This is a genomic window from Dyadobacter sp. CY351 (assembly GCF_021502625.1).
GTDB classification, from domain to species: Bacteria; Bacteroidota; Bacteroidia; order Cytophagales; family Spirosomataceae; genus Dyadobacter; species Dyadobacter chenhuakuii.
The window spans coordinates 157,836-183,952 of record NZ_JAKFFU010000012.1 but is presented as its reverse complement, the minus strand read 5'-3'; the positions used below and the strand labels follow the sequence as shown (position 1 = coordinate 183,952).

20 protein-coding genes are annotated in these 26,117 nt (G+C 45.9%); 16 read left to right on the top strand and 4 right to left on the bottom strand.

From position 1 onward, the window contains the following. Positions 1-18 precede the first annotated feature (18 nt). Together L0660_RS21405 and L0660_RS21400 are read right to left on the bottom strand one after the other, a co-directional pair. Entirely contained in the window at positions 19-2,661 is a 2,643-nt protein-coding gene (locus tag L0660_RS21405) for a valine--tRNA ligase (protein WP_235161252.1), read from the bottom strand. Positions 2,662-2,738: 77 nt separating this feature from the next. Next, positions 2,739-4,565 (bottom strand): sensor histidine kinase KdpD, encoded by a 1,827-nt coding sequence (locus L0660_RS21400; protein ID WP_235161251.1) that lies wholly within the window; start codon positions 4,563-4,565, stop codon positions 2,739-2,741. A gap of 171 nt (positions 4,566-4,736) precedes the next feature. Here L0660_RS21400 and L0660_RS21395 point away from each other — a divergent pair, with 171 nt between their 5' ends. The 16 genes from L0660_RS21395 (at position 4,737) to L0660_RS21320 (ending at position 22,576) form a co-directional block, all read left to right on the top strand. Continuing rightward, positions 4,737-5,540: a T9SS C-terminal target domain-containing protein gene (locus L0660_RS21395; RefSeq protein WP_235161250.1), complete on the top strand. Its 804-nt coding sequence runs from the start codon at positions 4,737-4,739 to the stop codon at positions 5,538-5,540. A 155-nt stretch (positions 5,541-5,695) separates the two neighbouring features. Next, a complete protein-coding gene (locus L0660_RS21390) occupies positions 5,696-6,277 on the top strand; it encodes an adenylate kinase (protein WP_233794859.1) in 582 nt (193 codons plus the stop codon). A 20-nt stretch (positions 6,278-6,297) separates the two neighbouring features. Next, a complete protein-coding gene (gene obgE / locus L0660_RS21385; RefSeq protein WP_235161249.1) occupies positions 6,298-7,305 on the top strand; it encodes a GTPase ObgE in 1,008 nt (335 codons plus the stop codon). Between the two features lie 74 nt (positions 7,306-7,379). Beyond that, entirely contained in the window at positions 7,380-10,556 is a 3,177-nt protein-coding gene (locus tag L0660_RS21380; protein WP_235161248.1) for a sialate O-acetylesterase, read from the top strand. Between the two features lie 162 nt (positions 10,557-10,718). Further along, positions 10,719-12,869 (top strand): sialate O-acetylesterase, encoded by a 2,151-nt coding sequence (locus tag L0660_RS21375; protein ID WP_235161247.1) that lies wholly within the window; start codon positions 10,719-10,721, stop codon positions 12,867-12,869. A gap of 197 nt (positions 12,870-13,066) precedes the next feature. Next, a complete protein-coding gene (locus L0660_RS21370; protein ID WP_026629367.1) occupies positions 13,067-13,441 on the top strand; it encodes an NADH-quinone oxidoreductase subunit A in 375 nt (124 codons plus the stop codon). Positions 13,442-13,467: 26 nt separating this feature from the next. Next, positions 13,468-14,010 (top strand): NADH-quinone oxidoreductase subunit B, encoded by a 543-nt coding sequence (locus L0660_RS21365; RefSeq protein ID WP_233794856.1) that lies wholly within the window; start codon positions 13,468-13,470, stop codon positions 14,008-14,010. 6 nt (positions 14,011-14,016) lie between these two features. Further along, positions 14,017-14,517 (top strand): NADH-quinone oxidoreductase subunit C, encoded by a 501-nt coding sequence (locus tag L0660_RS21360; protein ID WP_235161246.1) that lies wholly within the window; start codon positions 14,017-14,019, stop codon positions 14,515-14,517. Positions 14,518-14,535: 18 nt separating this feature from the next. After that, positions 14,536-15,762, top strand: coding sequence for an NADH dehydrogenase (quinone) subunit D (nuoD, locus tag L0660_RS21355; protein ID WP_026629370.1), 1,227 nt, complete (start codon positions 14,536-14,538; stop codon positions 15,760-15,762). 13 nt (positions 15,763-15,775) lie between these two features. Then, positions 15,776-16,273, top strand: a complete 498-nt coding sequence (nuoE, locus tag L0660_RS21350) for an NADH-quinone oxidoreductase subunit NuoE (protein ID WP_233794854.1) — start codon at positions 15,776-15,778, stop codon at positions 16,271-16,273. 23 nt (positions 16,274-16,296) lie between these two features. Next, complete coding sequence (nuoF, locus tag L0660_RS21345) at positions 16,297-17,637, top strand: NADH-quinone oxidoreductase subunit NuoF (protein WP_235161245.1); 1,341 nt, start codon at positions 16,297-16,299, stop codon at positions 17,635-17,637. Then, positions 17,637-19,154 (top strand): glycosyltransferase family 39 protein, encoded by a 1,518-nt coding sequence (locus L0660_RS21340; protein WP_235161244.1) that lies wholly within the window; start codon positions 17,637-17,639, stop codon positions 19,152-19,154. Before nuoF ends, L0660_RS21340 begins: the two co-directional genes overlap by 1 nt. 21 nt (positions 19,155-19,175) lie before the next feature. Next, the gene (locus L0660_RS21335) at positions 19,176-20,291 is read left to right on the top strand and encodes a 2Fe-2S iron-sulfur cluster-binding protein (protein ID WP_026629374.1); all 1,116 of its coding nucleotides are present in this window, start codon (positions 19,176-19,178) and stop codon (positions 20,289-20,291) included. A gap of 43 nt (positions 20,292-20,334) precedes the next feature. Beyond that, positions 20,335-21,414, top strand: a complete 1,080-nt coding sequence (gene nuoH, locus L0660_RS21330; protein ID WP_235161243.1) for an NADH-quinone oxidoreductase subunit NuoH — start codon at positions 20,335-20,337, stop codon at positions 21,412-21,414. A gap of 15 nt (positions 21,415-21,429) precedes the next feature. After that, positions 21,430-22,023, top strand: coding sequence for an NADH-quinone oxidoreductase subunit I (locus L0660_RS21325; RefSeq protein ID WP_235161242.1), 594 nt, complete (start codon positions 21,430-21,432; stop codon positions 22,021-22,023). 34 nt (positions 22,024-22,057) lie between these two features. Further along, a complete protein-coding gene (locus tag L0660_RS21320; RefSeq protein ID WP_233794848.1) occupies positions 22,058-22,576 on the top strand; it encodes an NADH-quinone oxidoreductase subunit J in 519 nt (172 codons plus the stop codon). A 294-nt stretch (positions 22,577-22,870) separates the two neighbouring features. Here the strand turns inward: L0660_RS21320 and gcvP are convergent, their stop codons facing one another. After that, on the bottom strand, positions 22,871-25,765 hold the full coding sequence (gene gcvP, locus L0660_RS21315) for an aminomethyl-transferring glycine dehydrogenase (protein ID WP_235161241.1): 2,895 nt from the start codon (positions 25,763-25,765) through the stop codon (positions 22,871-22,873). 132 nt (positions 25,766-25,897) lie between these two features. Then, positions 25,898-26,104 carry a hypothetical protein gene (locus tag L0660_RS21310; RefSeq protein ID WP_235161240.1) on the bottom strand — a complete coding sequence of 69 codons (207 nt, stop codon included), beginning with the start codon at positions 26,102-26,104 and terminating at the stop codon, positions 25,898-25,900. Positions 26,105-26,117 lie beyond the last annotated feature (13 nt).

Genomic DNA, 26,117 nt, shown 5'->3' with positions numbered 1-26,117 from the left:
AAGGTACGAAAACTACCACTAACCCAACCTTGCAAGCGCTTCTTTCAATGTTTCCAGCTTGGCTTCGGCATCCGCCTGCTTCTGGCGCTCCTTCTCCACAATGTCGCCTTTTGCATTTTGGACAAAGCGTTCGTTGGATAATTTCTTGATCACCGAATCCAGAAACCCTTGCGTGTATTCCAGTTCACGTTGCAGGTTTTCACGCTCCGTTTCCACATCCAGCTCATCCGCCAGGTTGACAAAAAACTCATCTGATTTCACCCGGAAGGCAGTTCCTTCACCTTCGTCAGTCACATAGCCAATGTTCTCAACATTCGCCAGTTTTAGTATTAATGGCTCTAATCCCGAGTAACGCGCCTGGTTATCCGTCCTTATAGCAAGTGGAAGCGCAATTTTTGGACTGATATTCTTTGCATTTCTCAAATTCCGGATCGAAGATATCACTTCAAAAAGCACTTCAAAATCATTCAGCAGTGACTGATCCATGTTGCCGGCTTGCGGGAATGGAGCAATGCAAATGGAATCCTTTTCTTTTCTTTCAATAATATTCTGCCAGATTTCTTCTGAAATAAATGGCATGAACGGATGCAAAAGGCGCATTAATCGGTCGAAGAATTCCAATGTTGCATCGTAAGTCTGCCTATCGATCGGCTGCTCGAAGCCAGGCTTGATCATTTCCAGATATTGCGCGCAGAAATCATCCCAGATCAGTTTATAAACCGAGTTAAGGGCATCCGAAATGCGGAATTTGGAGAAATGATCCTGCACTTCCAGAATGGTCTGGTTCAGTTTACTTTCAAACCATTGGATCGCCAGTTGCGAACCCGCGGGCGCTGATATGCTGTCGGAAACCTGGAAACCTTCAACCAAACGGAACGCATTCCATATTTTATTACCAAAATTTCTTCCTTGCTCAACCAACTTATCATCATAAGGAAGGTCATTGCCTGCCTGTGAGCTGAAAAGCATGCCCGTACGAATACTATCGGCACCATACTGGTTGATGAGATCGATCGGATCGGGCGAGTTACCGAGTGATTTCGACATTTTCCGGCCTTGCTTATCCCGTACAATTCCCGTGAGATAAACATTCTTAAACGGATACTGTCCTTTGTATTCATAACCTGCAATGATCATCCGCGCCACCCAGAAAAACAGAATTTCGGGTGCAGTAACGAGGTCATTGGTAGGATAATAATAGTTAATGTCCGCATTATCCGGCTCCTTAATGCCGTTGAAAACAGTAATCGGCCACAGCCAGGCCGAAAACCAGGTGTCCAGAACATCCGGGTCCTGCTCAATGTCCTCTTCTGTCAATGCGAATAACTGATATTCATGCTGCGCCTTATGCAATGCATCGCGCTTGGATTTTGCTATAATGGTCGTTCCGTCTTTCAAATAATAAGCCGGAATGCGGTGGCCCCACCAAAGCTGACGGCTGATATTCCAATCATGAACATTCTCCATCCAGTGCCGATACGTATTCTTGAACTTGGCAGGAATCAGCTGCACCGTGTCATTCATGACATTTTCCAGTGCAGGCTTGCTGATTTTATCCATTTTTAAAAACCACTGCTCCGAAAGACGCGGCTCGATCACCGAATTGGTCCGCTCGGAATGGCCTACATTGGATTTGTATTCTTCTGTCTTCACCAGGGCACCCGATTCTTCGAGCAGCTTAATGATCTTTTTACGCGCTACGAAGCGATCTTCACCAACCAAAATCTGCGCCTTCTCATTCAATGTGCCATCTTCATTGAGCAGATCGATAACCGGCAGATCGTGTCTTTTGCCCAACACATAATCGTTCGCATCGTGCGCAGGCGTCACTTTCAAACAGCCAGTTCCGAATTCCATCTCCACATATTCGTCGGCAATGATCGGAATGGTGCGGTTGATCAGCGGGATAGCAACTTGTTTCCCTATTAAATGCTTGTAACGCTCGTCGTGCGGGTTTACGCAAATGGCGACATCAGCCATAATGGTTTCCGGACGCGTGGTGGCAATAATGATCGCTTCGTCCGTAAGCGCTTCGCCGATTTCATCTACAAGGGGATATTTCAGGTAAACCAATTTTTGATTCACCTCCTTCATGATCACTTCTTCATCCGAGACCGTCGTTCGTGCCTGCGGGTCCCAGTTCACCATGCGGTGCCCGCGGTAAATGTCTCCTTTATTATAGAGGTCAATAAAAACGTCGATAACCGAATCGTACAAATCAGGCTCCATCGTGAAGCGCGTGCGGTCCCAGTCGCAGGAAGCGCCCAGCTTGCGCAATTGTTGGAGGATGATGCCGCCATATTTGTGCGTCCATTCCCAGCAATATTCTAAAAACTCGTCGCGGGTAAGGTCACGTTTGTTGATGCCGCGTTCTTTGAGCATCGCAACCACTTTGGCTTCCGTTGCAATGGAAGCATGGTCGGTTCCAGGCACCCAGCAGGCTTCTTTGCCTTCCATACGGGCTTTCCGGATCAGAATATCCTGTATCGTATTATTGAGCATATGCCCCATATGCAGCACGCCCGTGACATTTGGGGGAGGAATTACGATTGAGTAAGGTTCCTTATCAGGATTTGGTTTTGAATTGAAGAACTTGTTTTCAATCCAGTAGGAGTACCATTTATCCTCTATTTCCTGGGGGGCATATGTTTTGGAAATCATTGTATAATCTGAAATTTCCCGCAAACCGCGGTTGGTCATCTAAAAAGATGGCAAGTTAGGCGTTGCCGACGAAATTTCTAAACTAATTGTTCCTCTTTGCTAATGGGCAGCCAGACTGTAAATGTGCTGCCTTCGCCTGGTTTGCTTTGCACGTGAACGGTTCCATCATGCGCTTCTACCATCTTTTTAACATAGCTCAATCCGAGCCCGAAACCTTTCACGTCATGCACATTACCCGTAGGAATGCGGTAGAATGTATCAAAAATGCGGTGCTGCTGTTCCCGGCCCATGCCAATTCCGCTGTCGGAAATGGCAATGTTAATGCCATCATTCTCATTCCAGGTCCTGATGCGGATATGCAGTTTCTCAGGCGAGTATTTGATAGCATTGTCAATCAGGTTATTAAGGATATTTGAAATGTGAATTTCATCGCCTGAAACCACTTCATGAGTCGCTTCGAAATCAAGATCGATCTCACCATCCCGCTGCTCGATCTGGACGCTCTGGGCATTTAAAGCTTTACCGATCAGGTCATGCACATCCGCCTGGCTGAGCTTTAATTTAACATGCCCTTTATCCAGAAGCGCCATTTGCAACACTTTTTCGACATGCGTTCCCAGTCTTTTATTTTCTTCCTTAATGATGCCCAGATACCGGTCGAGCCTCGAACCGATTGCGGCCTGCTGGATCGCCGACGAGTTTTCCTGCGCCATTTCCGCTGCCAATGCAATGGTTGAAATCGGCGTTTTGAACTCGTGGGTCATGTTATTGATAAAGTCATTTTTAATGTCCGAAAGCTTTTTCTGGCGCAAGATCGTAGTAACCGCCATGTAAAAGCAGGCCATAATGACGATTATCAAGATCCCAGAACCACCGAACATTACTCCCATATTGCTCAAAATGTACTTTTGCTGATCAGGGAAGTATACATACAAAGAATTAGGTGCATTAATGGTCTCACTGGGAAAAAGATCCGCTTTGTAAGACTTTTCTTCCCATTCCCTCGGCCTGAGGCTTGCCGTGGAAAAGATCAGGCTGTTGTCTGACCGGCCCCTCACGGCAAATTCGTAGGGTAGCGTGATGCCGCTTTCAACAAATTCCTTTTTTAATAATGTATCCAGCAAGAAACGGTTAACGCGCTGCTCAATAGGTCTTTTAGTATAAATAAAATCCTTCATCACCTCTTTCAGCAATGATGCCCGATCAGGTTCTGCGTCGCTGATCACAGCATTTGTGCTTTTGCCATTTTTTCTTGACTCGGGAATAGCCACCTGGCGGTTTGCGATCCTTCTCTGAGATGAATCTGGATACATTCCGTTGCCTGTCTGATATTTCTTGGCATCGCTATCCTGCATTCCTCTGAATGCATTGCCCAGGCGCCTTTCGTCGTCTAATCTTCTGCGCATGAATTCGTCAATCCCGGCAGCACCATATTGCTGAGCCTGGAAAAACTCTTCCATAATCTGCTGCTGGTGCTCCACCATCACCCGGAAATTGGGGCTGAGCACATCCGTCGGAACGGCTTCGGTAATGATCTGATAATGAATTTCCTCGCCATTGGGTCCAATTGCGATCTCCATGCGGGGCTGCGTTCGCTGCGCAAGCTCACGGGCAGGTTTGGTTTTGGCAGCCGGCGTCTTTTTGATGGGCGTATGCCGCAGCTGGGTAATGCGGTTCAGCTTGCTTTTCTGTTGTTCGGTTTCAATCCTGCGTTGAAGCAGATACATCATTTCCTGCTTTTCGAGGCGATGCACCACTTGCTGTACAGATTCCGAAACCTTTTGGTTGAACTGCTCATTGCGGATTGCAATCGCCTCACGGATCCAATACCATTGAAATCCAATAAGGCCAATGAGCGCAATGCACATTAAGCCGACTATTATCTGAATTTTCCTCTTCGTCATAAATTTAAATTCTCCGGTGCAACGCGCACGCCGTATCCACCGACATTCTTGCTGAAAACAAATTTAACGCATCCGCCCGGGTCAATCTTGTTTTTAACAAAATTTAACACCCACTGAAAATAGCTTCTGATAATTTTGTAATTCATTCATACACATAACCTAATCTTACTTATGAGGACTTCTTTTTTAAACAAAATCATGTTGTCATTGCTGCTTACCGGCGCAACTGCAATGTTAGCACAGGCACAGGAAGATAAACCGGAAAAACCCGGAAAGGAGGAAAAAGCAACCATTCGCATCAAGGTTACCGGGGAAAAGGATGGTAAAACGGAGAGCAAGGAGCGGAGTTATCGCGTGGGCGCTATGACGGACGACGAACGGGATAAGTTTGTGGACAAAGTCCTGGACTCACTGGGTGTTGATAAAAAGAAAAATAACCAGATGGTATCGGTGACCATTGATGACGGCGATGAGGATATGGCCGCAAAAAAAAGGCGCAAAGTGATCATTGACCACCGCGATGATCGGGAGCCACTGGCTTATCATTGGAAAGGCGATTTTTCCAATGATTTTGAATTCAATACCGAGAATCTCAAAAAGCATATGCGGACTTTTGAAAACGAATGGAAACCAAAGACCAAAATGCTTATGCGTGATATGGAGCATTTTGGAAATGAAATGGGTGAATTCTGGAATAAGGAAGTCGTGAAACCGGCAAGTGTGCGTTCGCTGACTGCTTATACAAATAATCCTGATAATGGTGTCCTGAACCTTAAATTCGGCGTTCCGCAAAAAGGCGATGTGAGTGTAATTGTTACGGATACAAAAGGAAAAGAAGTCGGAAAGAAAGAAATCAAGGACTTTGAGGGTGAGTTTGTAGGGCAGATTGAATTAAAGAAAAATACAAAAGGAACCGTTTTCGTAACCGTTGTGCAAAATGAAGACGGAGCCATCAAACGGGTCGTTATTCCCTGATTTATTCTAAAAAATATTCCATGTCCTCCTGATTTTAAGCCATCAGGAGGATTTTTTATTGTAAAAATACTACTAACTATTAGGCTGGCATTTATTTAGAATTGTAAATTTGCCGAAAAACACCATTCCACCGCGACATCAATTTTTTTGCAACTATGCTGAATCTTATACTGTTTGGCCCTCCGGGTGCAGGTAAAGGCACTCAAAGTGAAAATATTATTGCTAAATACAAACTGATACACCTTTCGACAGGTGATCTGCTGCGTTCAGAAATCCAGGCAGGATCAGAATTGGGCCTTCAAGCAAAAACATTGATGGATCAGGGGATTTTGGTTCCTGACGAGGTGGTGATCGGCATGATCGACAATAAGCTGAAAGAGCACCGGGATGCTGCCGGTTTTATCTTCGACGGATTCCCGCGGACTGTAAAGCAATCGGAGGCGCTAGACCAGCTTCTGGCCAGCTACAATGAAAGTATTTCTGTAATGATTGCACTGGTTGTAGACGATAATGAGCTGCTTGCTCGTTTGCTTAACCGTGGAAAGACTTCCGGCCGTCCTGATGACCAGAATGAAGAACTGATCAGCAAACGCATTCAGGAATATAACAGCAAAACCAAACCGGTTGCTGACTATTACCAGGAACAAGGCAAATTTGTCGCGATCGACGGAATTGGTGAGATTGATTTCATTTTTGGAGAAATTACCAAAGCAATTTCGACGGTTACCATTAAATAATTTACTCATTCACTATACACATGGCTTCCTCCAACTTTATTGATTACGTCAAAATTAATGTGCGCTCCGGTTCTGGTGGTGCGGGTTCACTGCATTTCAGAAGGGAAAAACACGTTGAAAAAGGCGGGCCGGACGGCGGTGACGGCGGACGTGGCGGCCACGTAATCCTGAAAGGGAACAGCCAGCTATGGACATTGCTCCACCTGAAATACACCAAGCACATCAAAGCCTTTGACGGAAAAGGCGGCGAAGGCGGAAGACGTTCAGGCTCGATCGGTAAGGACATTACCCTCGAAGTGCCACTAGGCACCATCGCCAAAAATGCCGAAACCGGTGAACAACTTTTTGAAATTACCGAAGACGGTCAGGAAGTGATCTTGCTGAAAGGCGGTCGCGGTGGAATGGGTAACGACCATTTCAAATCAGCCACGAACCAGACTCCGCAACATGCGCAGACAGGAGAGGCTGGCCTCGAAGCCTGGATTATCCTGGAATTGAAGGTGTTAGCAGATGTTGGCCTGGTTGGTTTCCCAAATGCAGGCAAGTCCACATTGCTTTCCGTTGTTTCGGCTGCACGGCCGGAAATCGCTGATTATCCTTTCACTACATTGGTGCCCAACCTGGGCGTAGTTTCTTACCGGGACTACAAATCCTTCGTGATGGCCGACATTCCCGGCATTATCGAAGGCGCATCACAAGGAAAAGGCCTTGGCTTGCGTTTTTTACGACACATAGAAAGAAATTCCATCTTACTGTTCATGGTTCCGGCTGACAGTGAAGACATTAACGCCGAATACGAAACATTGCTCCAAGAGTTAAGAATATACAATCCTTCCCTTCTCGATAAGAGTCGCATTCTCGCGATCTCAAAAACTGACGTTCTTTCCGAAGAGGAACGTGCCGATTTAAAATCACAAATTCCAGCATCCATACCCAGTATTTTCATTTCTGCAATTACCCAAGAAGGAATTGAACAATTGAAAGATCAGATATGGAACCTCATCAATTTGCCGTTGTCCGTAAAATAATATTTTATTGAAACAGGCAACCAATTGATGCAATTTGTGTGTCCAAGGAGTTATTCTAATGAATTATATTACTCATGAAGCACTATCTACCATACTTGTTCTGGGTAGGATTAATCTTTCTTTCGTTCACCTCTTCTGCACAAGTAAACATTGACTTTCCAACAGATCGAGCTGTTTTTCAACGGGATAAGGGCAATCGCGCCAACATTTACATTTCAGGCACATACACAAAAATCACTACACGCATTGACGCGCGGCTAGAAGCCATCAACGGGCAAGGGATCTCCACCGACTGGAAAGAAATTTCGAACAATCCGCAGGGTGGCTTGTACACAGGCGCCATCGAAGGGACAGGAGGCTGGTATACACTTTATGTACGCGCTTTCAATGGCGACCAGCAGCTCGGTGAACCTGCCCGGATAGACCATGTAGGCATAGGCGAAGTGTTTATTATTGCCGGCCAGTCCAATGCAGAAGGTTTCGAACATTTCGGTTCACAAGGTGCGCAGGACGACCGTGTAAGCACCGTAAACAGACTCTATAATCAGCCTTTTCCTGAGACTTATGACCGTCATCCACAATTTTCTCACCTAGATGCGGAGACAAAGATCAGCCCTCGTGGACAGTCTGCATGGAGCTGGGGACGGCTTGGCGATCAGCTTGTTAACAAACTCCAGGTGCCCGTTTTATTTTTCAATGTAGCCTGGACAGGAACTGCTGTCCGGAACTGGAAAGAGAGTATAGATGGGCCGACGCAATCGGTGTATGCGGCAGTCAATTATGAACCATTCGGAATGCCATATGGAAATCTTCGGAATGTTATTCAGCGCCTGACGCCCATTACCGGGTTGAGAGGGATTCTCTGGCAACAAGGCGAGTCTGATAACTATGCACCATCAACAAGCACCGATTCCTATTTCAACGATCTAAAAAAAGTGATTGAAACCAGCAGAAACGATGCTGGTGAAAACATTTCGTGGGTTGTCTCAATTACTTCTTATGATAACCGGCTCGGGGCAACTTCCCGTGTTACGGACGGACAGCAACGGGTTATCAATAATGTCCCTAACGTATTCCAGGGACCGAACACAGATTTGCTCCAAATCCCACGTCCGGCAGAAGGTGAAGGCGTTCACTTCAAGGATGACGGGCTGAGGCAGCTGGGCGATGCCTGGGCGCAGCAACTGAACGATAACTTTTTTGCAAATTCAAACCCTTACCAGGGCGTTAGGCCGTTAAGGGTAAGCGCATCCTGCGCTGGCAATGGTAACCTCAACCTGGAGGCCGACAATGTTGGTCTTTCCCAATTCAGCTGGAGCAATGGTTCGAATTCAAGCAATACCCAGGTTGGAAACGGCACGCATAGCGTGAGCGCCCGCGATGGAAAAGGACGTTATATCTTCTCTCCGAATATCAGGATCAATGACAACATTCAACCTAATAAGCCGATTATACAGCTTGAAGGAAGCAATCCGGTTTGCCTTGGGAATACGGCAACATTGATATCCAACACTTCTGAAAACATCAGATGGAGCAACGGCTCCACCAGCGATCGCGTGCCTGTGACCACAGGTGGAGAATATTTTGTTACAACCAGGAATTTTTATGGCTGCGAATCGACGTCCGACAAGATTACAATGACGGTCTCCACTTCGCCCCTGCCACCAAAACCAAAGATCGCGGCCTCGGGCGTGCTCGAATTCTGTGACGGCGGCGAAGTAAGCCTTACTTCCGACTCAAAGTTGAAAAATGCCTGGTCAAACGGCGGAAACACATCGACCATTGTCGTAAAATCTTCCGGTGAATATCGGGTAAGAGCATTGGATGAAGTTGGGTGCTACTCACCTGATTCTGATCCTGTTAATGTTAAGGTTAATGCATTACCGCAAAAGCCTGTGGTTGCTTTGAGCGGCAACACTACTTTTTGCCAGGGTGAAAATTTGATCATGACTTCCAACTATGATAGCGGGAACATATGGAGCACAGCCGCAACTTCAAAAGCGATTACGGTAACTGCCTCAGGCACATTCTCTTTGAAACAGCGTGATTCCAATGGCTGTGAATCGACTTCGGACGAGATAGCTGTGAAAGTAAATGCTCTTCCTGCAACACCAGCCATCACTGCTCTTCGTCCAACCACATTCTGCCTCCGGGACTATACGACATTAAGAAGCAGCGAAGCGTTCTCTTATTTGTGGAGCAACGGCGAAACCGGCAGGGAAATCGAGATCCGCAATTCCGGTAATTTTACAATTGCGGCGAAAGATGAAAACGGTTGTGTTTCTCCGGTGTCACCCGTGGTAAGGGTTGTGGCGAATGTTCTTCCTGAAACGCCAACAATCCGCGCCGACGGCCCTACGGTTTTCTGCGCAGACCTTAGCGTTAATTTGCAATCGTCACCGGCCGCGGCGTTCCTATGGAGCAATGGCGCTTCGACACAATCATTGAAAGTGACCACGCCCGGAACATTCTCCGTGCAAACGATCAACGAGTTCCAATGCTTTTCTGATCCCAGTAACCAGATCACAACAGAAACACTTGCCCTGCCGCCAGCTCCGAATATTGCTGCGGAAGGAGCCACCACTTTCTGCGACGGTGACTTTGTGGTGCTGAAGGCAACATTAGGAAATACATTCTTTTGGAACACCCTGGAAGAAGGCGAAAGCATTCAGGCAGATACAACGGGCAGCTATGCCGCCAGGGTCCGGGATGAAAAAGGCTGTTACTCACCATTCTCAAGATCAATCCAGGTGGATGTAAAGCCTACGCCTACGCGGCCGACCATTAAGCAGATCGGTGTGTTTACGTTGCTGGCAGAAAACAATTTAAATTCAGGAGATCACGTCTGGAAGCTTAACGGACAGGAACTGACCGAAAACGGAACAACATTGAAAGCGATCCAGTCGGGAAGTTATGTAGTTAATAATACGGTAATTTACAGCCCCACGTTAACCTGTTTTTCAGATTTTTCTGATCCCTTCAGTTTTATTGCAGATACCCGGAATCCAGGTTTCGTTACTTATCCAAACCCGGTTGTCGACGGCAAGATCACTATTGAAACATTACAAAACCTGAATAACGCCGAAGTTCAGATCATCGACAGCCGCGGGGTTATTCACAGAACCTTCACCGTAAAGAAATTTGACAGTCAGCAATTCTTTAATATCCAGGGCTTATCAAGTGGTTTGTACGTGGTGCGGATTGTTTCGGTGGCGTTTACTGCATCCCAAAAGCTGATTATCGTTCAGTAAACGGTCGTAGCGCTAGTGATGTGATCAAAAAAACGGAATAGTGATATTTTAGCAAAAATAATCATTTACATTTGTGACCGTTTTGTAATGGCGCACACGCCGAAGTTGAAAAAATCCAACATCCATCAGATATACAAATTTTTACCCTGTTTAAGAATTCCAATGCGTTATAGAATTATTCTCCCGGTTGTGGCAAAGGCATTGCTGTTAATCAGTATTATATCTTCAACAGCTTTCTCGCAAATCCGAATCACTTCACCGGCTTTCCAGGCTGTATATCAGCAAAGTGTTAGGGGGCAGAGAGAGATAACCGTTACAGGAACATTTACTGTCCCTATGGACAAAGTTGAAGCCCGCGCCGTGCCCGTAGTGGAAGGTCAGGGCTTTCCGACACCTTGGGAAACTTTGCAGCAAGCTCCGAAGGGTGGCGTTTTTAAAGGAAATATTACATTAATGGGTGGCTGGTATTCGCTCGAAGTCCGTGGACTTTCTGATGGAAAAGTTGTTGGCCGCGACATTCTTTCCAGGTTAGGCGTGGGCGAAGTTTTTATCATCGCAGGACAGTCTAATGCACAAGGATTAAAGAAATATCCGGGACCATCCGCTCAGGATGACCGCGTTATGTATATTTCAAACTATAACAATGACGATGTCGATCGTTTGACCGATCCTGTCCCACCCGCTTTTTCTAAAATTTCAAGAGACCTTGGAATAATGTCTCCGAGAGGCCAGTCGGCATGGTGCTGGGGCGTATTGGGTGATTTGCTGGTTGCGAAACTGAATGTTCCGATATTGTTCATCAATGCAGCCTGGGAAGGAACTTCCATCGAGAACTGGGCGAGCAGCGCAAAGGGTTTAACTACAAAAAATAAATACGGCGGTTTCGTTTATCCTCCCCAAATGCCATTTGCCAACCTGAGAATTGCTGCAAGAAATTATGGCAATCAATATGGTGTGAGAGCGGTGTTGTGGATGCAGGGAGAAACGGATGCTTTGTTTAAAACTCCTGCGGCGTCTTACCGTGAAGATCTTCAATTCATTATGAACAGGTTGGGTGCTGAAACAGGGGACAAGCGCATTACCTGGGTTATTGCCCGGACTTCCAGAACGTCGGCGGGTGACAGGATCCCTTCTACAATAAATCCTGAGATCATTGCTGCTCAGAATGCTGTTTTGGATACACGTTTTAATCCTACCTATCCTGGACCTGAAACGGACCCACTAGTTCCCAACCGCGGTGATAACACGCACTTTGTTGGAGAAAGCCCATCGGATTTTGAGGGCACGAACCGGGCACTTACGATCCTTGCAAATGCCTGGAATGAAAGCCTTGATGCCAACTTTTTCTCAACGGCTACGCCTACCAACCCTGCTCCAATTCCTGATATCGAAGCAGCTTGTGTAACTGAAAATAATGCTGTTACCATTACTTTACCAACCGGTTTCGCTTCGTACCAATGGACGAACGGTGCCACCGGGAACAGCATTACGGTTTCTGATGCAGGAACTTACCGCGCAACCGTAAAAGACAATGCTGGCAATTCGATTTTAACTTCTGTTGTAGTGCTGGACAATGGTGCAAAACCGGTTCAGCCAACGATTCAGCAACAGGGCGATCAGCAGGCTTGCTTTGACTCTGCCTTCCAATTCTCCGTGGCCGATGGAACGGACATTTACAGCTGGTACAAACAAGGATCAAACACAGTGGTGGCAACCGGCGCAACTGCACAGATTGCGGAAAGCGGTAATTACTATGTGAAGGGAAGAAATATTTTCGGATGTGTTTCTGAGAATTCAGCTGCTTCCTCACTCATCATCAGACCTGAAATTCCTAAACCGGTTATTGAACCATCAGGCCCTTTCAGCATTATGGCTTCCATACCGGCAGATCTGGATGCGAAATTTCTGTGGCGCAGGCCGGGAACAGACTCGGATACGACTGCTAACCTGGTCAAAATTTTGAAAACAGGCGAGTACTCGGCAAGAGCACAAGTGGTTTTCCAGCTTGGCGATGATTTGCTGACTTGCTATTCAGACACGGCTTCCCGCGAGTTTAAAACGAATGAGCAAAACGAAGTTGTGATCTACCCGAATCCAAGCGAAGGCAATTATGTTTATATCGAGTCAAGAGACAACATCCGCAATGCAGCCGTAACGATCTTTGACATTTATGGAAGGGTGATCAGAACAACGACACCAAGACTTCTGGACAGCCGCATTGAAATTGATACAAGATATCTGCCAACAGGTAAATACATTCTGAGAGTAACGGGCGAGGGTCAAAGCCTTACCAAGCAGATTGTGATCCGATAAGGTTCAAACTTCCTATTTTTTGTTCATAAGCCCCGGCCATCCGGGGCTTATTTAGTATCATACTAATTAGGCAAAAGATAAAGTAAAGAATTTGATTGATAAATTTGCAAAGGCTAATTTTGAGAAACCAGAAAGAAAGTAACCGCAGACAACATTTTCGCGTTGATTTCGTAGATAGTAACTGAATAACTGACTCAATGAACAATTCATATTTCCCTTCCGATTACCTGCCGATATTGGTACAATTCATCCTCGCTGCCGGCTTTATTGGTGGCACAATGATTGTAACGCACTTAATTGGCCCAAGCAGGAAAAGCAAGCTAAAAGACGATCCGTTCGAATGTGGTATTGAATCCGTGGGCGATGCGCGCACGCCGATATCCGTAAAATATTTTCTTGTTGCCATCCTATTCGTTCTTTTTGATGTTGAGGTGATATTTATGTATCCCTGGGCGGTAAATTTTAAGGGTTTAGGAATGTTTGGGTTTGTAGAAATGTTATTGTTCATGGCATTGCTGCTTTCCGGATTCTATTATGTGATCCGCAAAGGAGTTTTGAACTGGGAAGAGTAATCAACAAACTTGAATAACTGGAAATTATGAAAGAAGTAACGATTGTGGAGGCTCCGCAAGGACATAGCGGATCTGGTTTTTTTGCAACTTCATTTGATGAAGCCATAGGTTTGGCAAGAAGTTATTCCCTCTGGCCACTTCCTTTTGCAACTTCTTGCTGCGGAATTGAATTCATGGCAACGATGGGTGCACATTACGATATATCCCGGTTTGGATCGGAAAGACCTAGTTTTTCACCCCGCCAGGCAGACTTGCTGATGGTTATGGGAACGATCGCCAAGAAAATGGCACCCGTGGTGAAGCAGGTTTATTTACAAATGTCTGAACCCCGCTGGGTAATGGCCGTTGGTGCGTGTGCTTCAAGTGGCGGTATCTTCGACACTTACAGCGTTTTGCAGGGAATCGACCGGATCATCCCGGTTGACGTGTATGTTCCCGGCTGCCCGCCCCGTCCTGAGCAAATCATTGATGGCTTGATGCACATTCAGCATTTGGCACAAAATGAAAAGCTTCGCCGCAGAAATACAGACGAGTATTCTGAATTATTAGCATCATATAATATTCAATAATCCCCTATGCTAAGTAACCAGGAGGTAGCCGAAGCGCTTTTGGAAAAATTTGGTGATCAGGTTTTTGACTTTGAAGAGCCTTACGGATTGCTGACGCTTTCAACCTCTCGTGAGGAAATAATCCCGCTATTAGAATTTTTGCACAAGCATAAAACCTACCAGTTTATCTTTTTAACAGATATTACCGGAATTCACTATCCTGACAATGCAGGGCAGGAGTTTATGGTTGTGTATCATATGCACAGTTTTGTGCACAACTTCCGTGTTCGCATCAAGGTTAGCCTTGCCGAAGCGGACATTCACATTCCAACGGCAACAGGCTTGTTTGCTTCCGCCAACTGGATGGAGCGGGAGACGTACGATTTCTTTGGGATCATGTTCGACGGACACCCCAATTTAAAGCGCATTCTGAACATTGAGGAGATGGATTACTTCCCGATGAGACGGGAGTTTCCGATGGAAGACGCGACGCGCGAAGACAAAACAGATGCCCTTTTTGGCCGATGACCCTATACTGAGTAAGATATGGCAGATATTGAATTATTACCACATAATGTTCCCGCAAACGCCGATCTACCTGAGCTGGTTGAAGAACTGACCACGCTTAACCTCGGTCCTACTCACCCTGCAACCCACGGTATTTTCCAAAATATCCTGAAAATGGATGGTGAAAAGATCGTTTCCGGCGAACAAACCATTGGATATATACACCGTGCATTTGAGAAAATAGCCGAAAGAAGGCCATTTTACCAAATCACAACCCTTACCGACCGCATGAATTACTGCTCCTCCCCGATCAACAATCTGGGATGGCATATGACGGTTGAAAAGTTGCTGAGCGTGGAAGTGCCGAAAAGAGCCCAATACATCCGGGTGATTATGATGGAGCTTGCTCGGATTACGGACCACCTGATCTGCAATAGTATTTTGGGTGTGGATACGGGCGCTTTTACCGGGTTCCTGTATGTAATGCAGAAGCGTGAGGAAGTTTACGAAATATACGAGGAAGTTTGCGGTGCGCGTCTTACGACCAATATGGGCCGTGTAGGCGGAATGGAAAGAGATCTTTCTACCACAGCGATCCGCAAGATCCATGAGTTTATTAAATCATTCCCGCCTGTTCTGAAAGAGTTTGAAAAATTGCTCAACCGTAACAGGATTTTCATGGACAGGACCATAAATGTAGGTGGTATCTCCCTGGAACGGGCATTATCTTACGGTTTCACAGGTCCTAATCTTCGTGCAGCCGGTTTGGATTATGATGTAAGGGTAATGAATCCTTACTCTTCTTATCAGGATTTTGAGTTTGATATTCCTGTTGGCCAGCATGGCGATACGTATGACCGCTATATGGTCCGGAATGAGGAAATGTGGCAGAGTCTTAAAATTATAGAGCAAGCCATTAATAACCTTCCGGAAGGCCCTTATTATGCCGATGCGCCCGAATATTATCTACCTCCCAAAAATGAGGTTTACAGGAGCATGGAAGCCCTTATTTATCATTTTAAAATTGTAATGGGAGAAATTGACGCTCCTATCGGCGAAGTTTACCATGCAGTGGAAGGCGGCAATGGCGAATTAGGGTTTTACCTGATCAGCGATGGCGGCCGGACTCCTTACAGACTGCATTTCCGTAGACCAAGCTTTATTTATTACCAGGCATATCCCGAAATGTGCAAAGGAAGCACGCTTTCCGATGCAATCCTGACCATGAGTAGCCTGAATGTAATTGCAGGTGAGCTGGACGCCTAAAAATATTCAAGAAATGACTGAATCATTAAATCCGGTTGCATTTACACCGGAAAGACAGGAAAAAGTAAAAGAGATCATAGCGCGTTATCCTGAGGGCCGTCAAAAATCGGCTCTTTTGCCTGTTTTACACGTAGCCCAGGAACAGTGGGGCTGGTTGAGCAGCGAAGTAATGGATCATGTGGCCAGCTTATTAAGCCTGGAACCCGTTGAAGTCTATGAAGTTGCGACTTTTTACACCATGTATCACCTGGATCCTGTCGGGAAGCATGTAATTGAATATTGCCGCACAGGTCCTTGCTGCTTAATGGGCGGTGAAGACGTATATGGACATTTGAAACAAAAACTGGGCATCGAGGCCGGACAAACAACTGCGGACGGCAACTTCACATTGAAAGAAGTGGAATGTCTGGCAGCATGTGGCTGGGGACCTGTTTTTCAAATTCGTGAGAAATATTACATGAATTTGACGAATGAAAAAGTGGACGGAATTATTGAAGAGTTGAGTAAATAGCGTAAGCTGAAATTGATCCTCAAATGGCTATAAAGATCTTAACGGAACATATTAATACACCGGGTATCGAAACTTTCGACGTTTATCGTCAAAAGGGAGGATATACGGCCGTTGAAAAAGCAATAAAATCCATGACTCCGGAAGAAGTTGTGGAAGAAGCAAAGAAGTCGGGTGTGCGTGGAAGAGGCGGTGCAGGTTTTCCAATGGGCATGAAATGGGGCTTTTTGGCTAAACCAGAAGGCGTTCCGCGTTATCTGGTGTGCAATGCGGATGAATCCGAGCCGGGAACATTCAAAGATCACCATTTGATGAAATGCATTCCGCATTTGCTGATTGAAGGAATGATCATATCCAGCTTTGCATTGGGCGCCAACAAATCGTTTATATACGTGCGTGGCGAGCTGATGTATGTGATCCGTATTTTGGAGAAGGCCATTGAAGAAGCAAAAGCACAGGGTTTTCTTGGCAAAAATATATTAGGAAGCGGTTACGATCTCGAACTGATCGTTCAGCCGGGAGGAGGCGCATACATTTGCGGTGAAGAAACGGCGCTTTTGGAATCATTAGAAGGTAAAAGAGGAAACCCAAGAAACAAGCCGCCATTCCCGGCAGTAAAAGGTTTATATCAAAGCCCTACTGTGGTGAATAATGTGGAGTCTATCTCCAATATGCCTTGGATCATTAACAATGGCGGAGATGCTTATGCAGCCATTGGTGTAGGCCGCAGCACAGGAACGAAGCTGATTTCTGCTTCGGGACACATTAATAAGCCCGGGGTTTACGAAATTGAATTGGGTGTCAGTGTTGAAGAATTCCTGAATTCCGACGAATACTGCGGTGGTGTCAGAAAAGGACATCATTTGAAAGCACTAGTTGCGGGAGGATCGTCTGTCCCCATTTTGCCAGCCCATCTGATCATGAAAACGGCTAATGGCGAAGATCGCCTGATGAGCTATGAATCATTGTCGGATGGTGGATTTGCGACGGGAACCATGTTAGGTTCGGGTGGATTCATTGTTTTTGATGAAACAGCTTGTATCGTTCGCAACACCTGGAATTTCTCCCGTTTTTATCACCACGAATCCTGCGGACAATGCAGCCCTTGCCGCGAAGGAACTGGCTGGATGGAAAAAGTGCTTCACCGCATTGAGCATGGCCACGGAAGCATGCATGACATTGATTTGTTGGTTGATATATCTAAAAAAATAGAAGGTAACACCATTTGTCCATTGGGAGACGCCGCTGCCTGGCCGGTTGCCAGCGCGATCCGGCATTTCAGGGATGAGTTCATGTGGCACATTACCCATCCACACGAAGCATCGCAGCCCGGCGCAGTATACCAGGGCGAAATGGCATTAGTATAATGGAAATCAATAAATCGCTGATTTGGGTCCGGGATAAGTCCTTCATGATCGCTTTGTTCTTCGGGCTCATCAGCGCATTGATATTATTGATAATCAAATTCCAGGCATCCATCAGCTATCACCCCGATATTTCAGGAAGCGAGGGCAGCACGATTGTCCCTATCCAACTTGTCGTATCGGGCAGCCCGATTTACCTGGATCCGGAGGATGCACCATTCAGGTTATCCCAATACGCACCGATTTACTCGACCATTGTCGCCACCTTTTGCAAGGTCGTGGGTTGGTCGGCGCTTGAAGTGCATAAGATTTACCTTGCAAGCAGGTTATGGTCAAATATTTTTGTTTTGGCTACGGTTGGACTGGCTGGAATATTTCTGAACCGGGTTACCAAAAAGCCCTTCATTGCCATCATTGCAGCTTTATACATTTTTCACGTCCTGAGCTTCTGGCTTTTAACCACTTCACGACCTGACAGTTTACTGATCCTGCTAACCACTGTCTTTATATTTTTCTGCTACAATGCATTGAAGGAAGATGGCAACCAATTTTGGTTCTATGCCGCCATTTTCATTGCAGTAACGGCATTTTTTGTAAAGCAAAGCGGAGCGATCCTGGCTATTTCAGCGGGGGTTTACTGGATATTAAAGCGGGAGTGGAAAACGCTGGTGAGCCTGACTGCGTTTGGTATTTTGATAATGGGCTTTTACCTCGCGATCCTTCCTATCAACACGATTGAGCTGTTTTTTACCAACATTATCGGAGGTGTTGCCAATTCAGCAAGCTGGGAATGGTTTTACGACTGGACGTTTCAACACTGGCTTTTGCAATTTGCTCCCCTGATTATTGCCAACATTATTGTAAGCGGTTATATCGTTTATCACAAGTATTCCAATTTCCTTTTGTTTCTGACACTTTGCTGCTTTTTGTCTTTTATTTTCTCGACTTCAACAGCATTCAAAATTGGTGCGGGCGTTGGCTATTATCAGGATTATCTGTTGCTGGCAGTGATCCAGGTTACACTTTTCATTACGCATCCGGCTAATGCATATCGTTTTGATCAGAGTCTTTTGAAAATGGGAGCGTCGTTCTATATGGTGCTCGCGTTTTTGCATTGTACACTGTTTGTTTTTATGAAATACAAATCGGTGATCCATTCAAACTTTGAGCGCCATTATATAGATGAGCGTAATGTCTCGGAATATTTATATAAAGAGAAAAACTTGAAACCGAAGGAGTGGGTTTATATTTGCGGCGGGAATCAAATGGAAGGTTATTTCCTGAATCATTTTTTAGTCAATAATGCGTTAATACCATTTCCTGACCTTGTTTATCTGGCAGATCTGAACGGAACCTTTAGCTTTGACAAATTTAAGAGCATGGTTAGGAGAAAGGATATTAAATATGTAATTTCATTGAAAGGGATTGTGCCTGTTAACATTCTCAATGTTGATTTTACAAACACTTTAAAATATAGCTCAACCGTGGGCCCATACGATATTTACGAGGCCGACAAATAGCATAATGATATAATTTTTGGCATGGAAGAGACCAAACCTCAGTTAGTAAAAATTACATTCGACGGCATTGAAGTCGAGGTGGAACCGGGAACAACGATCATGCAGGCTGCGCGGAAGATTGCGGAAGCGGACGAAAGTCAGGCAGCGCTTGTGCCTCCTGCAATGTGTTTCTATAAGCCATTGACTGCCTCCGGTGGCAAGTGCCGGGCGTGCCTTGTGCGCGTAGCGCAAGGTTCAGCAAAAGATCCGAGGCCAATGCCGAAGCTGGTCCCATCTTGTATTACCCAAGTTCAGGAAGGAATGGTTGTTGAAAACACAACAAATCCGGCCGTACTTGACACGCGAAAAAGCATTGTTGAATTCCTGCTGATCAACCACCCGCTCGACTGCCCTATTTGCGATCAGGCGGGAGAATGTCATTTGCAGGATTTTGCATTCGAGCATGGCTCTGTAAAAACGCGTTACGAGGAAGATAGGAGGACTTTTGATAAAATCGACATTGGTCCGTATGTGCAGCTGCACATGACGCGCTGCATTCTTTGCTATCGCTGCGTTTACACGGCCGACCAGATCACAAACAAGCGTGTACACGGTGTAATGAACCGCGGAGATGCTTCTGAAATCAGCACTTACATTGAAAAAGCGATCGATAATGATTTCTCCGGGAATGTGATCGACGTTTGTCCCGTAGGCGCTTTGACCGACAAAACTTTCCGTTTCAAAAACCGCGTTTGGTTTACCAAACCCGAGGATGCGCACCGCGATTGCGACAAATGCTGCGGTAAAACGACAGTTTGGTACAGAGGAGACGAAATTATCAGGGTTACTGCCCGCAAAAATACCTGGGGAGAAGTCAACGATTTCATTTGCAACACCTGCCGTTTTGAAAAGAAAAAAACCAGCGACTGGGTGCTTGAAGGTCCTACCAAAGTAAAACGCAGTTCTGTTATTTCAGCCAACAAATACCGCGCTGATCTTGTGAAGAAACCTGATTTCGCTATAAAACTGGCGGACAGTTCTTACAAAAAAATTGACGATACACGTCCTTTCGTTACGGATGAAGAAACGATTCGTCACCAAAGCATCGAAAACAACGACAAAGCAAATCACCGCTCATTGTTGGCAAAAAATAACTAGTTCAACGGCCTGACAGCCTGTTTTTAACCTTGTTTACAAAAAAATGGATTTAACGGAGTTTCTCATTAAAACCGCAACAATATTCGTTGTTTTTGTTCTTACCCTGGTCATTGCCATGTATTCAACCTGGGGCGAACGCAAAGTTGCCGGCTTTATCCAGGACAGGATGGGCCCGAACCGGGCAGGACCGGGTGGCTTGCTGCAGCCGCTTGCTGATGCGGGTAAAATGTTTTTTAAAGAAGATTTTATTCCTGCCCTGGCTAACAAATGGCTTTTTATCGCAGGACCAAGTTTGGCGATGCTTACGGCTTTGCTTGCCAGCGCTGTAATTCCTTTTGGAAGCACTTTCCGGATCAATGGTCATGAAGTTGCTTTGCAAGGCGTGGAATCCAACATTGGTATTCTTTACGTTTTTGGTGTTGTGGCGTTAGGCGTTTACGGCATTATGGTCGGCGGCTGGGCTTCCAACAACAAATTTTCGCTGCTTGGTGCCATCCGCGCAGCTTCGCAGAACATTAGTTATGAAGTGGCTATGGGCCTTTCGCTGATTGCAATCCTGATGATGAGCAGCTCGCTTTCATTGGGTGAAATCGTGGCGCAGCAGCACGGCGGCAACTGGAATATTTTTTACCAGCCATTGGGCTTCATTATTTTCATCACCTGCTCATTTGCTGAATGTAACCGTGTGCCTTTTGACCTTCCAGAGTGCGAAACAGAGCTTGTAGGCGGTTACCACACAGAGTATGGAAGTATGAAACTTGGCTTTTATCTCTTTGCCGAATACATTAATATGTTCATTTCATCGGCCATTATCTCGGTTCTTTATTTTGGCGGATACAACTATCCCGGAATGGACTGGGTTTATACGCAACTGACGCAAGCATTCGGTCCGGAAACGGGACATAATGCTGCTACATTGATCGGAACCGCTGTATTTTTCGGAAAAGCGTTGTTTTTCATCTTCTTCTACATGTGGGTGCGCTGGACTATTCCACGTTTCCGCTACGATCAGCTGATGAATTTGGGCTGGAAGAAACTGATCCCGCTTGCTATTTTTAATATTATTATCACCGGTGCTGCCGTGCTTTTTCTTAAGCCGCTGGTAACTGCGTGGTTGAATTAATAAAAACACATTGCCATGCAACTGACAAATCGCTCTAAGCAAGTAAGCAATAAAGAAATGACGCTGATGGAACGCGCCTACTTGCCTGCTATTGCAACAGGACTAGCGATCACCATTAAGCACTTTTTTGCGAAAAAAGTAACCATTCAATATCCTGAAGTGAAGCGTTACCTGGGCCCGGTTTTCCGGGGAAGGCACATTTTGAAAAGGGATGAAGATGGCCGGGAACGTTGCACAGCCTGCGGGTTATGCGCCGTTGCTTGTCCGGCAGAAGCCATTCAAATTGTGGCTGCTGAGCGTGAAAAAGGAGAAGAAAAGCTGTATCGCGAAGAAAAATATGCGGCGGTTTACGAGGTGAATATGCTGAGATGCATTTTCTGCGGACTTTGCGAAGAAGCTTGTCCGAAACAAGCCGTTTATTTACGCCACGATGAGTTCGTGCCAGTATTCGCGGAGCGCGACCAGGTGATCTGGGGAAAAGACCTGTTGGTTGAAGACATGAACAACAGATATACCCGCGAGGCCTGGACCAAAGAAGAAGCCCGCGCATTGGACTTGAGAAAAGCCAGCGGTGAAGTTACCAATGTTGTTCCGAGAGCCATTCCCTGAACACATTCATTGAGCATATCAGCTATTTAATTTTATGAATTCAGTTATTTCGTTTTTCTATTTCCTGTCATTCCTGACTGTACTCAGCGCAGTAATGGTGGTTGTTTCGCGCAACCCGATCCACAGCGTCCTGTATCTGATCCTGACGTTCTTTACGCTCTCAGGACATTACATCCTGCTTAATGCGCAGTTTCTGGCGGCTGTTAACATAATCGTCTACGCGGGAGCAATCATGGTTCTCTTCCTCTTCGTGATCATGTTCTTGAATATGAAACAGGACAATGAAGAGTCTAAAACCAACTTAACCAAAATTGCGGCCACAATTGTCGGCGGAACTGTATTTGTGATCCTTTTCGGGGCATATCGCAAAAGCATTATCCCAGGATTTGATCCGCAGCAGTTTGATTCACAAATCGGGATGATCGAAAACCTTGGACATTTACTTTTCAGGGATTATCTGCTTCCATTTGAGTTGGTTTCCATTCTCCTTTTAGTAGCGATGGTGGGTGCGGTGATGTTGGGTAAAAGAGAAATTGGCGAAAGACATTTCTAAGCAATATCTGCTTCATTAATAAAAGAAAAAAGGAAATGCTCGACCGAGCATTTCCTTTTTTCTTTTATGATCAAAAATAAATCTTTTGATCTCCAGGATAGATTTTTATAATCCCATTATAAATCTTTTGTTATCCCTGAATAGATCTTTTGTTATCCCCAGGATAAATCCTGGGGCAAAGTATAGAATGCCGCTATGCGGCTTGTAAGATGCCAGCCGGGTCACCGGCGACCCATATTTCACCCAGGATTTTAATCCTGGGAAAAAGGGCTAGCTATTAATATTTATCGCTTCTCAATTGGCTTCAACTTCTGCATAAGCTTCAACAGGGATGCAAGAGCAGATCAAGTTTCTATCGCCGTAAGCGCTGTCAACGCGGCTTACACTTGGCCAGAACTTATTAAAACGCAAATGCGGCAATGGGAATGCTGCTTTTTCGCGGCTGTAAGATCTGTTCCAATTTTCACTTAACAGGATCCGGGAAGTATGCGGCGCATTTTTAAGCACATTATCCGTGCGATCTGCGACACCATCCTGAATTTCCCGAATTTCATTTCTGATCGCAATCATTGTGTCACAAAAACGATCGAGTTCAGCCTTCGATTCAGATTCCGTCGGCTCGATCATCAATGTTCCTGCAACAGGGAATGACAATGTTGGCGCGTGGAACCCATAATCCATCAACCGTTTCGCCAGATCTTCCGCTTCCACACCAGCCGCTTTGAACGACCGGCAATCCAGGATCATTTCATGTGCGCAGCGACCGTTTGTGCCTGTATAAAGCACATCGTAATGTCCGCTCAGGCGCTCTTTGATATAATTGGCATTCAGAATGGCATATTTGGTTGCATTCGTTAGTCCCGCCTCTCCCATCATGGCAATGTATGCGTAGGAAATGGTCAGAATGCTTGCGCTTCCGTAAGGTGCGGCAGAAACGGCTCCTGCTTCGCCTGCTGGCAAATGCTCAGGCTGCGTGCTGAAATTAACGTGGCTTGGAAGGAAAGGCATCAAATGCTCAGCGACACCAATCGGGCCAACGCCGGGTCCGCCACCACCGTGAGGGATACAGAATGTTTTATGCAGATTCAGATGGCAAACGTCAGCGCCAATGGTTGCCGGACTGGTAAGTCCAACCTGCGCATTCATATTGGCACCATCCATATAAACCTGACCGCCAAATGAATGGATCATTTCGCAAATTTCAATGATACTCTCCTCATATACACCGTGTGTTGAAGGATAAGTGACCATTAAGCAAGAAAGCTCGTCTTTATATTGCTCCGCTTTCGCTCTTAAATCCGCTACATCAATATTTCCTCTTTCGTCACATTTGGTAACCACCACTTTCATTCCCGCCATTACAGCCGATGCAGGGTTGGTGCCGTGTGCCGAAGAAGGGATTAATGCAACATTCCGGTGCACGTCGCTACGACTTTCATGATAAGCACGAATCGCCATTAAGCCGGCATACTCGCCTTGTGCGCCCGAATTAGGCTGGAATGACATTGCTGCAAATCCGGTGATTTCGCAAAGCCAGATATTCAGCTCGCTTACCAGCTGCGCATAACCGCCAACCTGATTGGTAGGAGCGAACGGGTGGATCGCACCAAATTCCGGCCAGGTCAACGGGATCATTTCAGCCGTTGCATTCAGTTTCATGGTACAGCTGCCCAACGAAATCATGGAATGCACCAGTGATAAATCTTTATTTTCAAGTGATTTCAAGTAACGCAGCATTTCGTGCTCAGTATGGTGCGTATTGAAAACGGGATGTGTCAGATATTCGGATGTGCGGGCAAGATTTGCAGGCAGATCCAGTTCAAGTTCTTCATCAATTACCATTTCACCCTGGAAGCCAGAAACTTCGGCAAACACATTCAATAGCGAAATGACATCGTCGAAGGTTTTGGCCTCATCAAATGAAACCGAAACGCTTTCCTCACCATTGTATTTGAGGTTAATGCCCCACTTCACCGCCGTTTCACGCAGTTTTCTGGTCAAACCAGTCTTAACCGTGACAGTATCAAAGTAATGTTCGGTTACGACTTCGTAATGGAACTGTTTGATGGTGTCTACAAAAAGCTTCGTGAGTCCGTGAACGCGGGCGGCAATGTTCTTGATGCCTTCCGGTCCGTGATAAACGGAGTAAGCACCTGCAATCACTGCCAAAAGAACTTGTGCAGTACAAATGTTGGAAGTTGCCTTTTCCCGACGGATATGTTGTTCCCGGGTCTGCAAGGCCATGCGCAACGCACGATTCCCTTCCGTATCCACAGAAACACCGATAATCCGGCCTGGTATATGTCTTTTGAATGAATCTTTCGTTGCGAAATAAGCCGCGTGCGGACCGCCATAACCCATAGGAACGCCAAACCGCTGTGAGGAACCCACAACCACATCCGCTCCCATTTCGCCTGGCGATTTCAGCAATGTTAATGCGAGCAAGTCAGCAGCCACAGCAACGGAAAGTCCTTGCTCGTGCGCAGAGGCTATAAAGTCTGTGTAGTCAATGACTTCACCATTGGTTGCCGGATATTGAACCAGCACACCGTATAAATTCTCGTCTGTAAGATCCACGGTTGCGTGGTTTCCTACGATAACGTCAATGCCAATGGGCTTCGCTCTCGTATGAATCAGGTCAATGGTTTGCGGATGGCAAAGTTCCGACACGAAAAATGTGTTTGCTTTTTTACGTGATGCCGGACGCAGGCTGTGCAGCATGGTCATTGCCTCCGCAGCCGCCGTCGCTTCATCCAGAAGTGAAGCATTTGCTATTTCCATTCCTGTCAAATCCGTAATCACGGTCTGGAAATTCAATAGCATTTCGAGCCTGCCTTGTGCGATTTCGGCTTGGTAAGGCGTGTAAGCCGTGTACCAGGCTGGATTTTCCAGAATGTTCCGCAGAATTACATTAGGCGTAATGGTGTCGTAATAACCTGTTCCGATGTATGATTTCAAAACAGCATTTTTACTTGCGATCTTCCGGATACCCTGCAAAAACTCCTGCTCGGTTTTCGGTCTTGGCAAGTTCAACGGCTTTTGCAATCTGATGGCCGGAGGAAGTGTCTGGTCAATCAATTCATCCAGAGATGCGGCTCCAATCGTGCTCAGCATTTCCTGCAACTCCTGCGCATCTTTACCGTGGTGACGGTTTTCAAATTTATCCTGGTTCCGAAGATTAATTTTCATTCAACTTGGGCTGACAACGTCAATATTAGATGGTTTTTAAAAGACAAAAGTAAGCAAATCCAATCGAATCTTTTAGAGAATGATGGCCCTGCTTACTCTTGATTATATGCAATTTTTGATGCAATTGGAATGTCAATGATTGGGACAGCCGCAATCCGTTTTCCGCTTGAATATTCCCAGGAATTTCTTGGATTTCGGCTTTTTGTAACCCTTATACTTTTTCTTTTTGACTAAAAGCTCTGTCTTCGCGCTGGCTGGCTTTGCATTAACTGTGCTGACACCAGATATTCCGCAGATCAATGCGAGCACGAGAAATAAGGAAGCAAATTTTGTCATCATATTCATTTTTAGG

Coding starts and splice junctions, on each gene's coding strand:
- L0660_RS21405 (WP_235161252.1), bottom strand. CDS start 2,661: ATGATTTCCAAAACATATGCCCCCCAGGAAATAGAGGATAAATGGTAC.
- L0660_RS21400 (WP_235161251.1), bottom strand. CDS start 4,565: ATGACGAAGAGGAAAATTCAGATAATAGTCGGCTTAATGTGCATTGCG.
- L0660_RS21395 (WP_235161250.1), top strand. CDS start 4,737: ATGAGGACTTCTTTTTTAAACAAAATCATGTTGTCATTGCTGCTTACC.
- L0660_RS21390 (WP_233794859.1), top strand. CDS start 5,696: ATGCTGAATCTTATACTGTTTGGCCCTCCGGGTGCAGGTAAAGGCACT.
- obgE (WP_235161249.1), top strand. CDS start 6,298: ATGGCTTCCTCCAACTTTATTGATTACGTCAAAATTAATGTGCGCTCC.
- L0660_RS21380 (WP_235161248.1), top strand. CDS start 7,380: ATGAAGCACTATCTACCATACTTGTTCTGGGTAGGATTAATCTTTCTT.
- L0660_RS21375 (WP_235161247.1), top strand. CDS start 10,719: ATGCGTTATAGAATTATTCTCCCGGTTGTGGCAAAGGCATTGCTGTTA.
- L0660_RS21370 (WP_026629367.1), top strand. CDS start 13,067: ATGAACAATTCATATTTCCCTTCCGATTACCTGCCGATATTGGTACAA.
- L0660_RS21365 (WP_233794856.1), top strand. CDS start 13,468: ATGAAAGAAGTAACGATTGTGGAGGCTCCGCAAGGACATAGCGGATCT.
- L0660_RS21360 (WP_235161246.1), top strand. CDS start 14,017: ATGCTAAGTAACCAGGAGGTAGCCGAAGCGCTTTTGGAAAAATTTGGT.
- nuoD (WP_026629370.1), top strand. CDS start 14,536: ATGGCAGATATTGAATTATTACCACATAATGTTCCCGCAAACGCCGAT.
- nuoE (WP_233794854.1), top strand. CDS start 15,776: ATGACTGAATCATTAAATCCGGTTGCATTTACACCGGAAAGACAGGAA.
- nuoF (WP_235161245.1), top strand. CDS start 16,297: ATGGCTATAAAGATCTTAACGGAACATATTAATACACCGGGTATCGAA.
- L0660_RS21340 (WP_235161244.1), top strand. CDS start 17,637: ATGGAAATCAATAAATCGCTGATTTGGGTCCGGGATAAGTCCTTCATG.
- L0660_RS21335 (WP_026629374.1), top strand. CDS start 19,176: ATGGAAGAGACCAAACCTCAGTTAGTAAAAATTACATTCGACGGCATT.
- nuoH (WP_235161243.1), top strand. CDS start 20,335: ATGGATTTAACGGAGTTTCTCATTAAAACCGCAACAATATTCGTTGTT.
- L0660_RS21325 (WP_235161242.1), top strand. CDS start 21,430: ATGCAACTGACAAATCGCTCTAAGCAAGTAAGCAATAAAGAAATGACG.
- L0660_RS21320 (WP_233794848.1), top strand. CDS start 22,058: ATGAATTCAGTTATTTCGTTTTTCTATTTCCTGTCATTCCTGACTGTA.
- gcvP (WP_235161241.1), bottom strand. CDS start 25,765: ATGAAAATTAATCTTCGGAACCAGGATAAATTTGAAAACCGTCACCAC.
- L0660_RS21310 (WP_235161240.1), bottom strand. CDS start 26,104: ATGATGACAAAATTTGCTTCCTTATTTCTCGTGCTCGCATTGATCTGC.